This window comes from Bradyrhizobium sp. AUGA SZCCT0160, from assembly GCF_018130105.1.
Lineage (GTDB): Bacteria > Pseudomonadota > Alphaproteobacteria > Rhizobiales > Xanthobacteraceae > Bradyrhizobium.
On sequence record NZ_JAFCMD010000022.1, the window covers coordinates 84,459 to 98,143 of the forward strand.

At 62.6% G+C, this 13,685-nt stretch carries 12 protein-coding genes; all 12 read right to left on the bottom strand.

Annotation, left to right across the window (positions count from 1 at the left end):
* Window positions 1-34: 34 nt before the first annotated feature.
* The 12 genes from lpdA to JQ558_RS28975 all read right to left on the bottom strand — a co-directional run bounded on the left by lpdA (window position 35) and on the right by JQ558_RS28975 (window position 13,639).
* A complete protein-coding gene (lpdA, locus tag JQ558_RS28920; protein ID WP_212204157.1) occupies window positions 35-1,438 on the bottom strand; it encodes a dihydrolipoyl dehydrogenase in 1,404 nt (467 codons plus the stop codon).
* A 36-nt stretch (window positions 1,439-1,474) separates the two neighbouring features.
* Window positions 1,475-2,221, bottom strand: coding sequence for an SDR family oxidoreductase (locus JQ558_RS28925; RefSeq protein WP_212295913.1), 747 nt, complete (start codon window positions 2,219-2,221; stop codon window positions 1,475-1,477).
* A 13-nt stretch (window positions 2,222-2,234) separates the two neighbouring features.
* Window positions 2,235-2,549 carry a DUF2442 domain-containing protein gene (locus JQ558_RS28930; RefSeq protein WP_212295914.1) on the bottom strand — a complete coding sequence of 105 codons (315 nt, stop codon included), beginning with the start codon at window positions 2,547-2,549 and terminating at the stop codon, window positions 2,235-2,237.
* Window positions 2,550-2,562: 13 nt separating this feature from the next.
* Window positions 2,563-3,807: a 2-oxoglutarate dehydrogenase complex dihydrolipoyllysine-residue succinyltransferase gene (gene odhB / locus JQ558_RS28935; RefSeq protein ID WP_212295915.1), complete on the bottom strand. Its 1,245-nt coding sequence runs from the start codon at window positions 3,805-3,807 to the stop codon at window positions 2,563-2,565.
* A gap of 167 nt (window positions 3,808-3,974) precedes the next feature.
* Window positions 3,975-6,932, bottom strand: a complete 2,958-nt coding sequence (locus JQ558_RS28940; protein WP_212204151.1) for a 2-oxoglutarate dehydrogenase E1 component — start codon at window positions 6,930-6,932, stop codon at window positions 3,975-3,977.
* A 137-nt stretch (window positions 6,933-7,069) separates the two neighbouring features.
* Window positions 7,070-7,954 carry a succinate--CoA ligase subunit alpha gene (sucD, locus tag JQ558_RS28945; protein ID WP_212295916.1) on the bottom strand — a complete coding sequence of 295 codons (885 nt, stop codon included), beginning with the start codon at window positions 7,952-7,954 and terminating at the stop codon, window positions 7,070-7,072.
* Window positions 7,955-7,990: 36 nt separating this feature from the next.
* Window positions 7,991-8,467 carry a DUF1579 family protein gene (locus tag JQ558_RS28950; RefSeq protein WP_212295917.1) on the bottom strand — a complete coding sequence of 159 codons (477 nt, stop codon included), beginning with the start codon at window positions 8,465-8,467 and terminating at the stop codon, window positions 7,991-7,993.
* A 2-nt stretch (window positions 8,468-8,469) separates the two neighbouring features.
* Window positions 8,470-9,666: an ADP-forming succinate--CoA ligase subunit beta gene (gene sucC, locus JQ558_RS28955; protein WP_212204145.1), complete on the bottom strand. Its 1,197-nt coding sequence runs from the start codon at window positions 9,664-9,666 to the stop codon at window positions 8,470-8,472.
* A gap of 132 nt (window positions 9,667-9,798) precedes the next feature.
* Window positions 9,799-10,767, bottom strand: a complete 969-nt coding sequence (mdh, locus tag JQ558_RS28960) for a malate dehydrogenase (protein WP_212204137.1) — start codon at window positions 10,765-10,767, stop codon at window positions 9,799-9,801.
* A gap of 232 nt (window positions 10,768-10,999) precedes the next feature.
* The gene (gene zapE / locus JQ558_RS28965) at window positions 11,000-12,187 is read right to left on the bottom strand and encodes a cell division protein ZapE (protein ID WP_212204136.1); all 1,188 of its coding nucleotides are present in this window, start codon (window positions 12,185-12,187) and stop codon (window positions 11,000-11,002) included.
* Window positions 12,188-12,308: 121 nt separating this feature from the next.
* Window positions 12,309-12,845, bottom strand: a complete 537-nt coding sequence (thpR, locus tag JQ558_RS28970) for an RNA 2',3'-cyclic phosphodiesterase (RefSeq protein ID WP_192739017.1) — start codon at window positions 12,843-12,845, stop codon at window positions 12,309-12,311.
* A 146-nt stretch (window positions 12,846-12,991) separates the two neighbouring features.
* Complete coding sequence (locus JQ558_RS28975) at window positions 12,992-13,639, bottom strand: arylesterase (RefSeq protein ID WP_409410599.1); 648 nt, start codon at window positions 13,637-13,639, stop codon at window positions 12,992-12,994.
* Window positions 13,640-13,685 lie beyond the last annotated feature (46 nt).

Below are 13,685 nucleotides of genomic sequence, written 5' to 3' on the forward strand. Positions count from 1 at the left end.
TGAAAATCTCGACCCGGCGTGTGCCGGGCATCGATCACATATGGATGGCCCGTTTGCCGACCGCAAGCGCGGCTTCCTTGATGGCCTCCGAGCGGGTCGGATGCGCGTGGCAGGTCCGTGCCAGATCTTCGGCGGAACCGCCAAACTCCATCAGAACGGCCGCTTCATGGATCATCTCGCCGGCTTCACGGCCGATGATGTGCACGCCGAGCACGCGATCGGTCTTCGCATCGGCGAGAATCTTTACAAAGCCGTCCGTGGTCTGGTTGACCTTGGAGCGGCCGTTGGCAGTGAAGGGGAATTTGCCCGACGTGTAAGCGACGCCCGCCTGCTTCAGCTCTTCCTCGGTCTTGCCGACCGACGAAACTTCCGGTGTGGTATACACAACGCCCGGGATGACGTCGTAATTCACATGCCCGGCTTGCCCTGCGATGATCTCGGCACATGCCACGCCTTCGTCCTCGGCTTTGTGCGCAAGCATCGGACCCGCCACCACGTCGCCGATCGCATAGACGCCCTTCACGTTGGTCGAGAAATGCGCGTCGATCTCGACGCAGCCGCGATTGTCGAGCGCAATACCGGCCTCCTTCAGCCCAAGGCCGTCGGTGTAAGGCACGCGGCCGATGCAGACCAGCACCACATCGGCTTCGATGCTCTCCGCTGCACCGCCCGCCGCCGGCTCGACTTTGGCCGACAGCGTCTTGCCCGACGTGTCGACACCCGTAACCTTGGCGCCGAGCTTGAACGCAAAGCCCTGCTTTTCGAGAATGCGCTGGAATTGTTTTGCGACTTCGCCGTCCATGCCGGGCAGGATGCGGTCGAGGAATTCCACCACGGTGACTTTCGCACCTAACCGGTGCCACACCGAACCGAGTTCGAGCCCGATCACGCCGGCGCCGACGATCAGCAGGTGTGAGGGCACCTTGTCGAGCGACAGCGCGCCGGTCGACGACACGATCCGCTTCTCGTCGATCTCGATGCCCTTCAGCCGCGCGATGTCGGAGCCGGTGGCGATCACGATGTTTTTGGTCTCGATCGCCTGCGCCTTGCCGTCACCGCCTGACACTTCGACCTTGCCGGCACCGAGAACCTTGCCCGTGCCGCTGATGACGTCGATCTTGTTCTTCTTCATCAGGAACTCGACGCCCTTGACGTTGCCGTCGATGCCCTGCTGCTTGAAATTCATCATCGAAGGCAGATCAAGCTTCGGTGCGGAAATGCTGACGCCCATTTTTGCAAAGGAGTGCCCGGCTTCCTCGAACATCTCGGACGCATGCAGCAGCGCCTTCGACGGCATGCAGCCGACGTTGAGGCAGGTGCCCCCGAGCGTCGCATTCTTCTCGACCACCGCGACCTTCATGCCGAGTTGCGCGGCGCGCACCGCGCAGACATATCCACCCGGACCGGTGCCGATGACGACGAGATCGTAAGAAGCCATGATTGAAGTCCCGTAACTGAATTCTATGACAGGGTATTACCGGCCGCCCGATACATCGAGGATGGCGCTGGTGACGTACGAAGCGTCATCCGACATCAGCCAGACGATGGCATTGGCGATTTCTTCCGCGGTGCCGACGCGCTTCATCGGCACCATGTGCGCAAGACGATGAGCACGATCGGGCTCGCCGCCGGCCGCATGAATTTCGGTATCGATCAGCCCGGGCCGGATCGCGGCGACGCGAATGCCCTCGCCGGCGACCTCATGGCCGAGCCCGACCGTGAACGAATCGACCGCGCCCTTGGAGGCCGCGTAATCGACATACGTATTCGGCGCACCGAGTCTCGCCGCGACCGAGGAAAGATTGACGATAACGCCGCCTTTGCCGCCATGCTTGGTCGACATGCGCTTCACGGCCTCGCGCGCGCACAGGATGGATCCAGTAACGTTGACCGCCATCACGCGCTGGATGCGCTCGGCCGACATCTCGTCGACGCGCACGCCGCTCTGACCGACAATACCGCCGTTGTTGACGAGCGCCCCTAACGTACCGAACTGATCGGCCGCCTTGAACAGCGCGAGGATGTCGCTTTCCTCGGCAACGTCGCATTTCACCGCGACGGCCTTGCCGTTCCTGCGCTCAATTTCGGCAACGACTTCGTTCGCCGCCGCCTCGTTACTGGCGTAACCGACGACGACCCGAAAACCGCGCGCCGCCGCGGCAATCGCGGTGGCACGGCCGATGCCGCGGCTACCGCCGGTGATGACAACAACTTTATCCATCCGCAGCCCCCAACTACCAACGTATCGATCTGAGTAACTTTTCCTGGTGCTCGCAAGCTGCGCGAATGCCGTCCGCAGGAAGCTCCGTAGCGCCACCACCCTTAGGCCAGGACAATTGACCGCCGATCCGATCCAATTCGATCTTGAAGAAATCTTCCTTGGTACGAATGTTCTGCCAGATGGCCCTATCCATAACCGAGCGCAGATCTAGAACGCCTTCGTACCCATCATCGAACACAACATGTAGAACACCAAACATGACCGGCTCCGCACTGACGATAAGTGGGAATCCTGCTTCGCCCTTGTCGTTAGTCTGATGTACTTCCATCCATAGACGTCCGTCACAAATCCAGCACCAGGCGCGCCGGATCTTCCAAGCTCTCCTTGACGCGGACCAGGAACGTGACCGCTTCCTTGCCGTCGATGACGCGGTGATCGTAGGACAGCGCCAGATACATCATCGGGCGAATCTCGATCTTGCCGCCGATCGCCATCGGCCGCTCCTGGATCTTGTGCATGCCGAGAATGGCGGACTGCGGCGCGTTCAGGATCGGCGTCGACATCAGCGAACCGTAGATGCCGCCGTTGGTGATGGTGAAGGTACCGCCCTGCATCTCGTCGATCTTGAGCTGGCCGTCGCGGGCGCGGCGGCCGAAATCGGCGATGCTCTTTTCGATGTCGGAGATCGACTTGTGGTCGCAGTCGCGCACCACGGGGACGACTAGGCCCTTGTCGGTTCCGACGGCGACGCCGACATGATAGTAGTTCTTGTAGATCAGATCGGAGCCGTCGATCTCGGCATTGACGGCGGGAATATCCTTGAGCGCCTGCACGCAGGCCTTGGTGAAGAAGCCCATGAAGCCGAGCTTGGTGCCGTGCTTCTTCTCGAACACGTCCTTGTACTGCGTCCGCATCGCCATGATGTGGCTCATGTCGACCTCGTTGAAGGTCGTGAGCATCGCCGCGGTGTTCTGCACGTCCTTCAGGCGGCGCGCGATGGTCTGGCGCAGCCGCGTCATCTTCACGCGCTCTTCGCGCGCGGCATCGTCAGCGGGCGACGGTGCACGCACCTGCACGGCCGCGGCGGGCTGATTGACCGGGGTCGGCGCCGAAGCCGCCTTCTCGATCGCAGCCAGCATGTCGCCCTTGGTGACGCGGCCATCCTTGCCGGAGCCGGGCACGGTCGCGGCATCGACGCCGCTCTCGACGGAGAGTTTGCGCACCGACGGCGCCAGCGGCGTGTCCGCGGGTGCGGCCTTTGGCGCCGCAGCAGGTGCTGTGGCAGCGGCGGGCGGCGGAGCGCCCGGCGCTGCTGCCTTTGCGGGAGCGGCCGCGGGCTTGGCGCCTGCCGCGCCGTCATTGATCTGTCCGAGCAGCGCGCCGACGGCGACGGTTTCGCCGTCCTTGGCGGCGATCTCGCCCAGCACGCCTGCTGAAGGCGCCGGGACTTCGATGGTGACCTTGTCGGTCTCGAGCTCCACCAAAGGCTCGTCCACCGCCACGGCATCGCCGGCCTTCTTGAACCAGCGGCCGATGGTGGCCTCCGTCACGGACTCGCCGAGCGTCGGAACGCGAATGTCAGTCATGGTCTGTTTTTCCTCAATACCCTTAAGCAGTCATCTATTTCAAACTGTCATCGCCCGCCTTGTGCGCAATTGCGCTCAGGGGCGGACAATCCAGTACTCCGTGACGATTGCGATTAAAACGAACGGCGCGGAGTACTGGATGCCCCGCCTTCGCGGGGCATGACGGATCAGTTCAGCGCGTCATCCAGCAGCGCCTTGAGCTGCGCCAGATGCTTCGACATCAAACCGGTGGCCGTGGCCGCCGCCGCCGCGCGGCCGGCGTAACGCGGACGCCTGTTCGGCGCGTGGATCTGGTTCAGCACCCATTCGAGATAGGGCTCGATGAAGTGCCACGCACCCATGTTGCGCGGTTCTTCCTGGCACCAGACGACTTCCGCATTCTTGAAGCGGGCGAGTTCGTGCACCAGCGCCTTCAGCGGCACCGGATAGAGCTGCTCGACGCGCATCAGGTAGATGTCATCGATGCCGCGCTTCTCGCGCTCCTCGTAGAGATCGTAATAGACCTTGCCCGAGCACAGCACGATGCGGCGGATCTTGTCGTCGTCCACCAGCTTGATCTTCTCGTCCGGCAGCATCTGGGCGTCATCGTAGAGGATGCGGTGGAACGTGGCGTCCTTGCCGAGTTCGTCGAGCCGCGACACCGCCCGCTTGTGGCGCAGCAGCGATTTCGGCGTCATCAGGATCAGGGGTTTGCGGATTTCGCGATGCAGCTGACGCCGCAGCACGTGGAAGTAATTCGCCGGCGTGGTGGGATAGACCACCTGCATGTTGTCTTCGGCGCACATCTGCAGGAAGCGTTCGAGCCGCGCCGAGGAGTGCTCCGGTCCCTGCCCTTCATAGCCATGCGGCAGCAGGCAGACGAGACCCGACATGCGCAGCCATTTGCGTTCGCCCGAGGAGATGAACTGGTCGAACAGCACCTGCGCCCCGTTGGCGAAGTCGCCGAATTGGGCTTCCCACATCGCGAGCGCATTCGGCTCGGCCAGCGAATAGCCGTACTCGAAGCCGAGCACCGCCTCTTCCGAAAGCAGCGAGTTGATCACCTCGTAGTGGCCCTGATCAGGGCCAAGGTGATTGAACGGCGTGTAACGGCTCTCGTCCTCCTGGTCGATCAGCACCGAATGGCGCTGCGAGAAGGTGCCGCGCTCGGAGTCCTGCCCCGACAGGCGGACGTGCCGGCCTTCCTGCATCAGCGTGCAGAACGCCAGCGCCTCGCCGGTGGCCCAGTCGATGCCGACGCCATTGTCGATCGCCTTGGCTCGATTTTCCAGGAAGCGCTGAATGGTGCGGTGAACGCGGAAGCCGTCGGGCACCTTGGTGATCTTGCGGCCGATATCCTTCAGGATAGCCGTATCGACGCCGGTAACGCCGCGGCGCGCATCCTCTTCCTGATCGGCGGACTTGAAGCCGGCCCATTTGCCGTCGAGCCAATCGGCCTTGTTGGGCTTGTAGCCCGAGCCGGCCTCGAGTTCGGCATCGAGCCGCGCACGCCAGTCGGCCTTGGCCTTTTCGACCTCGCCCTCGGTCAAGACGCCGTCAGCGATCAGCCGCTTGGAATAAAGCTCGACCGTGCCGGGATGCGTTGCGATCTTCTTGTACATCACCGGCTGGGTGAACATCGGCTCGTCGCCTTCGTTGTGGCCATGCCTGCGGTAGCAGAACATGTCGATCACGACGGGCTTGTGGAATTTCTGCCGGAATTCGATCGCGACCTTGGCCGCGAACACCACGGCTTCCGGATCATCGCCGTTCACATGGAAGATCGGCGCATCGATCATCTTCGCCACGTCGGACGGATAGGGCGAGGAGCGCGAGTAGCGCGGATAGGTGGTGAAGCCGATCTGGTTGTTGACAATGAAGTGCAGCGAACCGCCGGTGCGGTAGCCCTTCAGGTCGGACAGGCCGAAGCATTCGGCGACCACGCCCTGGCCGGCGAAGGCGGCGTCGCCATGCATCAGCACCGGCAGCACCGAAATCCGCATGTCCGGCGGATCGCCATGCTGGTCCTGCTTGGCGCGCACCTTGCCGAGCACGACCGGATCGACGATTTCCAAATGCGACGGGTTGGCAGTCAGCGACAGATGGATCTTGTTGTTGTCGAACTCGCGGTCGGACGAGGCGCCGAGGTGATATTTGACGTCGCCGGAGCCTTCGACCGCGTCGGGATTGGCGGAGCCGCCCTTGAATTCATGGAACAGCGCGCGGTGCGGCTTGCCCATCACCTGGGTCAGCACGTTGAGGCGGCCGCGATGCGGCATGCCGAGCACGATCTCTTTTACGCCGAGATTGCCGCCGCGCTTGATGATCTGCTCCAGCGCCGGGATCAGCGATTCGGCACCGTCGAGGCCGAAGCGCTTGGTGCCGGTAAATTTGATGTCGCAGAATTTCTCAAAGCCTTCGGCTTCGATTAGCTTGTTCAGAATCGCGCGCCGGCCTTCTGGCGTGAAGCTGATTTCCTTGTCCGGACCTTCGATGCGTTCCTGGATCCAGGCCTTCTGCGCCGCGTTGCTGATGTGCATGAACTCGACGCCGAGTGTCTGGCAGTAGGTGCGCTCGCAGATCGCGACGATTTCGCGAAGCGTGCCGTATTCCAGACTGAGCACGTGATCGAGGAAAATCTTGCGGTCGAAATCGGCCTCGGCAAAACCGTAGGTGCGCGGATCAAGCTCCTCGCGGTCGCGCTGGGCCTCGATGCCGAGCGGATCAAGCTTGGCGTGGAAATGACCGCGCATCCGGTAGGCGCGGATCAGCATCAGGGCGCGGACCGAATCGCGCGTCGCCTGGTTGATGTCGGCCGACGCCACTTCGGCGCCCTTGGCCTGCGCCTTGGCCGCCAGCTTGGCACCAACCGCCTTTTCGACCTGCGCCCAGTTGCCGTCCAGCGCCGATGTCAGTTCGTCGCGCGGCGTCAATGGCCAGTTGTCGCGGCCCCAGGAAGCGCCGCCGGCGTTCTTCCGGACGTCGGCCGGGGTGTCTTTCAGGCTCTTGAAGAATTCCTGCCAATCGGGATCGACCGAGGCGGAGTCCTGTTCGTAGCGGGCGTAGAGGTCGTCGATGTAGGTGGCGTTGGTGCCCTGCAAAAAGGAAGAGAGGGCAAATGCAGCATTCGCGTCCTGGCGAGACATGATGGCGTCCTGGTAATTTTTTGGCTTCGCGCGTGGAAAACGGCGCTTTGGCCGGTCCGGAGGCCCGGACCAGCGAGGTAAAGCACCTTTACCCTATTTAGCGCGAAACTTCCCGCCCAAAAGAACCAAGAATTGAATTAGGACTTCAATTTTTCGACAAGGGTGTGTCCAAGCCGCGCCGGCGACGGAGAGACCGTGATTCCGGCCGATTCCATCGCTGCGGTCTTGGAACCGGCGTCACCCTTGCCGCCGGAGATGATCGCGCCGGCATGGCCCATGCGGCGGCCGGGAGGGGCGGTGACGCCGGCGATGAAGCCGACCATCGGCTTCATGCGGCCCCGCTTGGCCTCGTCCTTGATGAACTGGGCGGCGTCTTCCTCGGCGGAACCGCCGATTTCACCGATCATGATGATCGAGGTGGTCTTGGGGTCGGCAAGGAACATTTCCAGCACGTCGATAAATTCGGTGCCCTTGACCGGGTCGCCGCCGATGCCCACGGCGGTGGTCTGGCCGAGACCTTCCTGGGTGGTCTGGAACACGGCTTCATAGGTCAGCGTGCCCGAACGGGAGACGATGCCGACGCTGCCGGGCTTGAAGATATTGGCCGGCATGATGCCGATCTTGCATTCACCCGCGGTCATGACACCCGGGCAATTCGGTCCGATCAGGCGGGACTTCGACCCTGACAGCGAACGCTTGACGCGGACCATGTCGAGCACCGGAATGCCCTCGGTGATGCAGACGATCAGCGGGATCTCCGCGTCGATCGCCTCGCAGATCGCATCCGCCGCCCCCGGCGGCGGCACGTAGATGACGCTCGCGTCCGCACCGGTTTTCTCACGCGCTTCGGCGACGGTGTCGAACACCGGCAGACCCAGATGCGTCGCACCGCCTTTGCCCGGCGAGGTGCCGCCGACCATCTTGGTGCCGTACGCGATCGCGGCTTCGGAATGGAACGTGCCGTTCTTGCCGGTAAAACCCTGGCAGATGACTTTGGTGTTTTGATCGATCAGAACGGACATGATGGATGTTACTTCCCTGGGTGATCGGAAACGGGATCAGTGGATTCGCCGATACGTACCGGTGAGCACGTCGGCCCAACCTTCGGCATCAGGCGAGAACTGGATTTTCATGGTGTAGTTGTTGTCGTCGACGACTTCATAGACGTGGCGCGCATTGCCGCGCAGCGAGCCGCGCACCAGGATCAGCGTCTTGCCGGTCCAGCCGCCGGAGGCCGGCGCCGGCGAGTAGTAGCCGAGCGAATCGTGCCAGAACAATTTGTAGTGCCGGTCCTCGCGGTCGTAGGTGAACACGCCATGGGTGGCGAAAGTTTCCTTGCCGTCGCGCATCTGGACCGCGTCCTGGATCAGATAAAAACCGTTGAGATCCATGCGCGCTGTGACATGCGCGGTCGCCGGGCCGCCCGCGTTCCAGCGCGAGGGATAGACCATCTCTTCGCCGCTCCACTCGCCGGCAAACACGGCGAGCTTGCGGTGTTCCTCCAGGGCAGTCGGTGCGGCGAGACGGTCAGCCATCGCTAGCCTCCCTTGACGGCATTCACGATTTTCTGCGCGGCGTCGTCGAGATCATCGGCGGGCAGCACGTTGAGACCGGATTCGCGGATGATTTTCTTGCCGGCGTCGACATTGGTGCCCTCGAGCCGAACCACCAGCGGCACCTTCAGGCCGACTTCCTTGACGGCCGCGACCACGCCCTCGGCGATGATGTCGCATTTCATGATGCCGCCGAAGATGTTGACGAGGATGCCCTTTACGTTCGGGTCGGCGGTGATGATCTTGAAGGCGGCCGCAACCTTTTCCTTGCTCGCGCCGCCGCCGACGTCGAGGAAGTTCGCGGGCTCCATGCCGTAGAGCTTGATGATGTCCATCGTCGCCATGGCAAGGCCGGCGCCGTTGACCATGCAGCCGATGGTGCCGTCGAGCGTGACGTAGTTGAGATCGTATTTCGACGCCTCGATTTCCTTGGCGTCCTCTTCGGTCTCGTCGCGCAGGGCGGCGACTTCCGGATGGCGATACATCGCGTTGTCGTCGAACGCGACCTTGGCGTCGAGCACGCGCAAATCGCCCTGCTTGGTGACGACCAGCGGATTGATTTCCAGCATCGCCATGTCCTTGGCGGTGAAGGCTTTGTAGAGCTGCGCAACCAGCTTCTCGGCCTGCTTGGCCAGATCGCCGGAGAGCTTCAGCGCCTTCGCGACCGTGCGGCCGTGATGGGCCATGATGCCGGTGGCCGGATCGACCGAGAAGGTGATGATCTTCTCAGGGGTGTTGTGCGCGACGTCCTCGATGTTGACGCCACCTTCGGTCGAGACCACGAACGAGACTTCCGAGGTTTCGCGATCGACCAGGATCGAGAGATAGAACTCCTTGTCGATGTCGGAGCCTTCCTCGATGTAGAGGCGGTTGACCTGCTTGCCGTGGGCGCCGGTCTGGATCGTGACGAGGGTCGCGCCCAGCATCTGCTTGGCGAACTCGTTGACCTCGGCGACCGACTTGGCGATGCGCACACCGCCCTTGTCGCCCGCGGAAGCTTCCTTGAACTTGCCCTTGCCGCGGCCGCCGGCGTGGATCTGGCTTTTCACCACCCAGATCGGGCCGGGAAGCGCCTTGGCGGCGGCTTCCGAATCCGAGGCCTTCAAGACCGGCACGCCGCGCGAAATCGGCACCCCGAATTCACTGAGCAACGCCTTGGCCTGGTATTCATGGATATTCATCTGGACGCTCCCCAAACCTTCACACGGCAAGTTCTACGGCCCACCGGTATTGGTAGTTGGCATACCATATACCAATAGAACTGCAAGCCAGAAACGCTTTCGCCCCGTTTCCAGGGCGAAAGCTAAATAAAATCAACGGCCGAGCAGATCGGGAGCGATTTTCTTGCAGGCATCGACCAGGCCCTGCACAGCGCCGACCGACTTGTCGAAGGCTTCGCGGTCCTTGCCGGCCAGCTCGATCTCGACAATGCGCTCGACACCCTTCGAGCCGATGACGACGGGCACGCCGACATACATGTCCTTCACGCCGTATTCGCCGTTGAGATAGGCGGCGCAGGGCAGCACGCGCTTCTTGTCCTTCAGATAGCTCTCGGCCATCGCAATCGCGGAAGCCGCCGGGGCGTAGAAGGCCGAACCGGTCTTCAGCAGGTTGACGATCTCGGCTCCGCCATTGCGGGTGCGATCGACGATCTCGTCGATCCGCGCCTGCGAGGTCCAGCCCATCTTGACGAGGTCGGGCAGCGGAATGCCGGCAATGGTGGAGTAACGCGTCAGCGGCACCATGGTGTCGCCATGGCCGCCGAGCACGAAGGCGGTGACGTCCTCGACCGAGACGTTGAATTCGTCGGCGAGGAAATAACGGAAGCGCGCGGAATCCAGCACGCCGGCCATGCCGACCACCTTCTTGTGCGGCATGCCGGAAGCCTTCTGCAGCGCCCATACCATCGCGTCCAGCGGGTTGGTGATGCAGATGACGAAGGCGTCGGGGGCGTATTTCTTGATGCCGGCGCCGACCTGCTCCATGACCTTGAGGTTGATGCTGAGCAGATCATCGCGGCTCATGCCGGGCTTGCGCGGCACGCCGGCGGTGACGATGCAGACCTTGGCATTGTCGAGCGCCTCATAGGAATTGGCGCCGGTCAGATGCGCGTCGAAACCGTCGACCGGCGACGACTGCGCAATGTCGAGCGCCTTGCCCTGCGGCACGCCCTCGGCGATGTCGAACATGACGACGTCGCCGAGCTCCTTCAGGCCAATGAGGTGAGCCAGCGTTCCGCCGATCTGACCGGAGCCAATCAAAGCAATCTTGTCGCGCGCCATGGGAAATTTGTCCTTCTGAGACGTAGAGGAGGATGGAGAGTGAACTGGGAGGCTGGTTATCCCTTTCGAATGATACGTTCAAGTCGCGGCGTGCCCAATTGTAGGCCTTGCCTTCATTTCGATCAGGTATGCCACGGTCGCCTCTATCCCCGTGCGGAAAGGTGAATTGCTTCCGCCTTCGCTCTTGAGCTACGGCGGACAAGTCGCTTCGCTCGCAATGACGGCGGAGCGCTTATGTCTCCACCAGCCCGGTGCTGGAGCCGCTCGCCGCTGAATCCTTCCGCCCGTGCGGGAGCGCCAGATAGGATTCGGAACTCATTTCGATCAGGCGCGACGAGGTCCGCTTGAACTCGTTCGCCTCAATGCCGTCGGTTGCCAGATACAGCGACACCGGATCGGCGTCCGCCGAGGCCATCAGCTTCACGGCATTGTCATAGAGCGTGTCGATCAGCGAGATGAAGCGCTTGGCCGCGTTGCGTTCGGCATAGTCCATCACAGGAATGCGATCGACGAGGATGGTGTGATAATCGTGCGCCAGCCGCAGATAATCAGAGGCGGCCAGCGGCTGCTCGCAGAGTTCGGCAAACGAAAAGCGGGCGACGCCATGCGACGAACAGGGCACGCGCAGGATGCGGCCCTTGATCGCGATATCGCGCGCCTTGCAGGGCGCGTTGCCGGTCATCTTGCGCCAGGCCTTGTCGAGCGCGTCACCGGCGGCGTCATCCGCCGGCACCAGCCACATCTTCACGCCGGCGAGTTTTTCCAGCCGGAAGTCGGTGCGCGCGTCGAGCCGCAGCACGTCCATGCGATCGGCAATCTGCGAAATGAACGGCAGGAACAGCGCGCGGTTGAGGCCACCCTTGTAGAGGTCTTCGGGCGCCACGTTCGAGGTCGCCACCACGACGGTGCCGAGCTCGAACAGCTTTGAGAACAGCCGCCCCAAAATCATGGCGTCGGCGATGTCGGTGACGTGGAATTCATCGAAGCACAGCAGCCACGCCTCCTCGAAAATCGCGTTCGCGGTCAGCGCGATCACATCGCCGTCGGCGATCTCGCCGCGCGCGATCTCCTGCCGGTAGCCGTAAATCCGCTCGTGCACCTCGGCCATGAATTCGTGGAAATGCGCGCGGCGCTTGTGCTCGATGGCGCTCTGCTGGAAGAACAGGTCCATCAGCATGGTCTTGCCGCGACCGACCTCCCCATGGACGTAAAGCCCGCGCGGGGGCGGCTCGTCCTTGTCGGCGAACAGCCGGCCGAGCAGGCTTTGCTTGCGCCGCGGCTTGTAGCTCGACAGCCGGTCTTCCAGCGCAGCAAAGGCGTCCGCAGCACGGGCCTGCGCCGGGTCGGCCTCGATCGCGCCCGAGGTGACCAGCCCCTGATAATGGGCGCGGAACGAGGTGGGTGAGGTCGTCGACAGCATGGCCCACCTTACGGCCCCAAGCGTGCGAGAATTGCAAGCCGTGAATTGGTGGTGGGGGTATGCGCTTTCTTCTCCCTCGCCCCGTTCTTACGGCGCAAGCGGGGCGAGGTAAGAAGCGCCCTCACGCACTCAGCGCGTAGGAATCCTCGACCACATAGGGGCCGCCGCCGGTCGAAGCGCGCGACGAGAACAGCACGAAGCGCGAGGCCATGAAGGTGCGGCTCGGAAAATAGCCGCGCACCGACAGATAGTCGGCGACATCCTGGCTCGAGGCGTCGTGCAGCCGCGCCAGCGTCACATGAGGGGTGAATTTGCGTCCCTCGGGATCTAGCCCCATGCGTTGCATCATCCGCTCGAGTTCGGCCTGCAATTCGATCAGCGGCCGGCTCGGCTCGACGGAGGCGACCACCGCCCGCGGCTTGCGGCCGCCAAAACTTTGCAGGCCCTGCACCTTGACCTCGAACGGCTTGCGGTTGACCCGAAACAACATCGAGGCGATTTCATTCGCCGACATGCCGTCGATGTCGCCGATGAAACGCAAGGTGACGTGATAATTTTCGGGATCGATCCAGCGTGCGCCCGGAAGGCCGCCACGCAAATTGGAAAGGGTCTGGCCAATCTCGGCCGGAATTTCCAGTCCAGCAAACAAACGCGGCATCGCTCGACTCCCGATGCTGAAACCCGATGACGAATCACCGATCACCAATTTCTACCTGAGTTATATGACCCTGCGAAGCAGCCGGCGCCACTGGACCGGAAAGCTACGGGGAAAACTATCGGGCAGGGTTATTCACTGCTGTATTTTCAGCTGCGTTGCGCAGCTATCGCGCCAAGAAATGCCTCGACACTGGGCAGAATATTTTTCACGATGATGTCGACGCCCTCAGCGGTCGGATGCAATCCGTCCGGCTGGTTAAGCTTGGCCTCAGTGGCGACGCCTTCCAGGAAAAACGGATAGAGCGGCACGCCGAAGGATTTCGAAAGCTCCGGGTAGATCGCGTTGAAGCGGGCCGCATACTCGCTGCCATAATTCGGCGGCGCCAGCATCCCGCACAGCAGGACGGCGATCTTGCGGGCCTTCAGCCGGGTCAGGATATCGGTGAGCGCGGCGCGGGTGACGGCAGGATCGGTGCCGCGCAAGGCGTCATTGGCGCCAAGCTCGAGGATCACGGCCTCGGTTCCCTCCGGGACCGACCAGTCGAGCCGGTCGCGGCCGCCTGACGTGGTGTCGCCGGACACCCCGGCATTGATCATATCGACCTTTATCCCCTTGGCTTCCAACGCTTTTTGCAGGCGGGCGGGGAACGCCCCGGTCGCCGCCAGGCCATAGCCGGCACTTAAGGAGTCGCCGAGCACGACCATCTTGATCGGCTTGACCGGAGGTGTGGCCGGGGTCTGCGCAAAAACCGTCTGTGTCGTCATCAAGGCCATAATCAACACGAGTATGTGCACGAACATGCCTATCCGGCCCTCGACCCCGGCGGCGGAATTGCCATAT

What these genes read in the sequence shown, in the direction of transcription:
- lpdA (WP_212204157.1), bottom strand. Translation starts at nt 1,438, where the DNA reads ATGGCTTCTTACGATCTCGTCGTCATCGGCACCGGTCCGGGTGGATAT.
- JQ558_RS28925 (WP_212295913.1), bottom strand. Translation starts at nt 2,221, where the DNA reads ATGGATAAAGTTGTTGTCATCACCGGCGGTAGCCGCGGCATCGGCCGT.
- JQ558_RS28930 (WP_212295914.1), bottom strand. Translation starts at nt 2,549, where the DNA reads ATGGAAGTACATCAGACTAACGACAAGGGCGAAGCAGGATTCCCACTT.
- odhB (WP_212295915.1), bottom strand. Translation starts at nt 3,807, where the DNA reads ATGACTGACATTCGCGTTCCGACGCTCGGCGAGTCCGTGACGGAGGCC.
- JQ558_RS28940 (WP_212204151.1), bottom strand. Translation starts at nt 6,932, where the DNA reads ATGTCTCGCCAGGACGCGAATGCTGCATTTGCCCTCTCTTCCTTTTTG.
- sucD (WP_212295916.1), bottom strand. Translation starts at nt 7,954, where the DNA reads ATGTCCGTTCTGATCGATCAAAACACCAAAGTCATCTGCCAGGGTTTT.
- JQ558_RS28950 (WP_212295917.1), bottom strand. Translation starts at nt 8,467, where the DNA reads ATGGCTGACCGTCTCGCCGCACCGACTGCCCTGGAGGAACACCGCAAG.
- sucC (WP_212204145.1), bottom strand. Translation starts at nt 9,666, where the DNA reads ATGAATATCCATGAATACCAGGCCAAGGCGTTGCTCAGTGAATTCGGG.
- mdh (WP_212204137.1), bottom strand. Translation starts at nt 10,767, where the DNA reads ATGGCGCGCGACAAGATTGCTTTGATTGGCTCCGGTCAGATCGGCGGA.
- zapE (WP_212204136.1), bottom strand. Translation starts at nt 12,187, where the DNA reads ATGCTGTCGACGACCTCACCCACCTCGTTCCGCGCCCATTATCAGGGG.
- thpR (WP_192739017.1), bottom strand. Translation starts at nt 12,845, where the DNA reads ATGCCGCGTTTGTTTGCTGGACTGGAAATTCCGGCCGAGATTGGCCAG.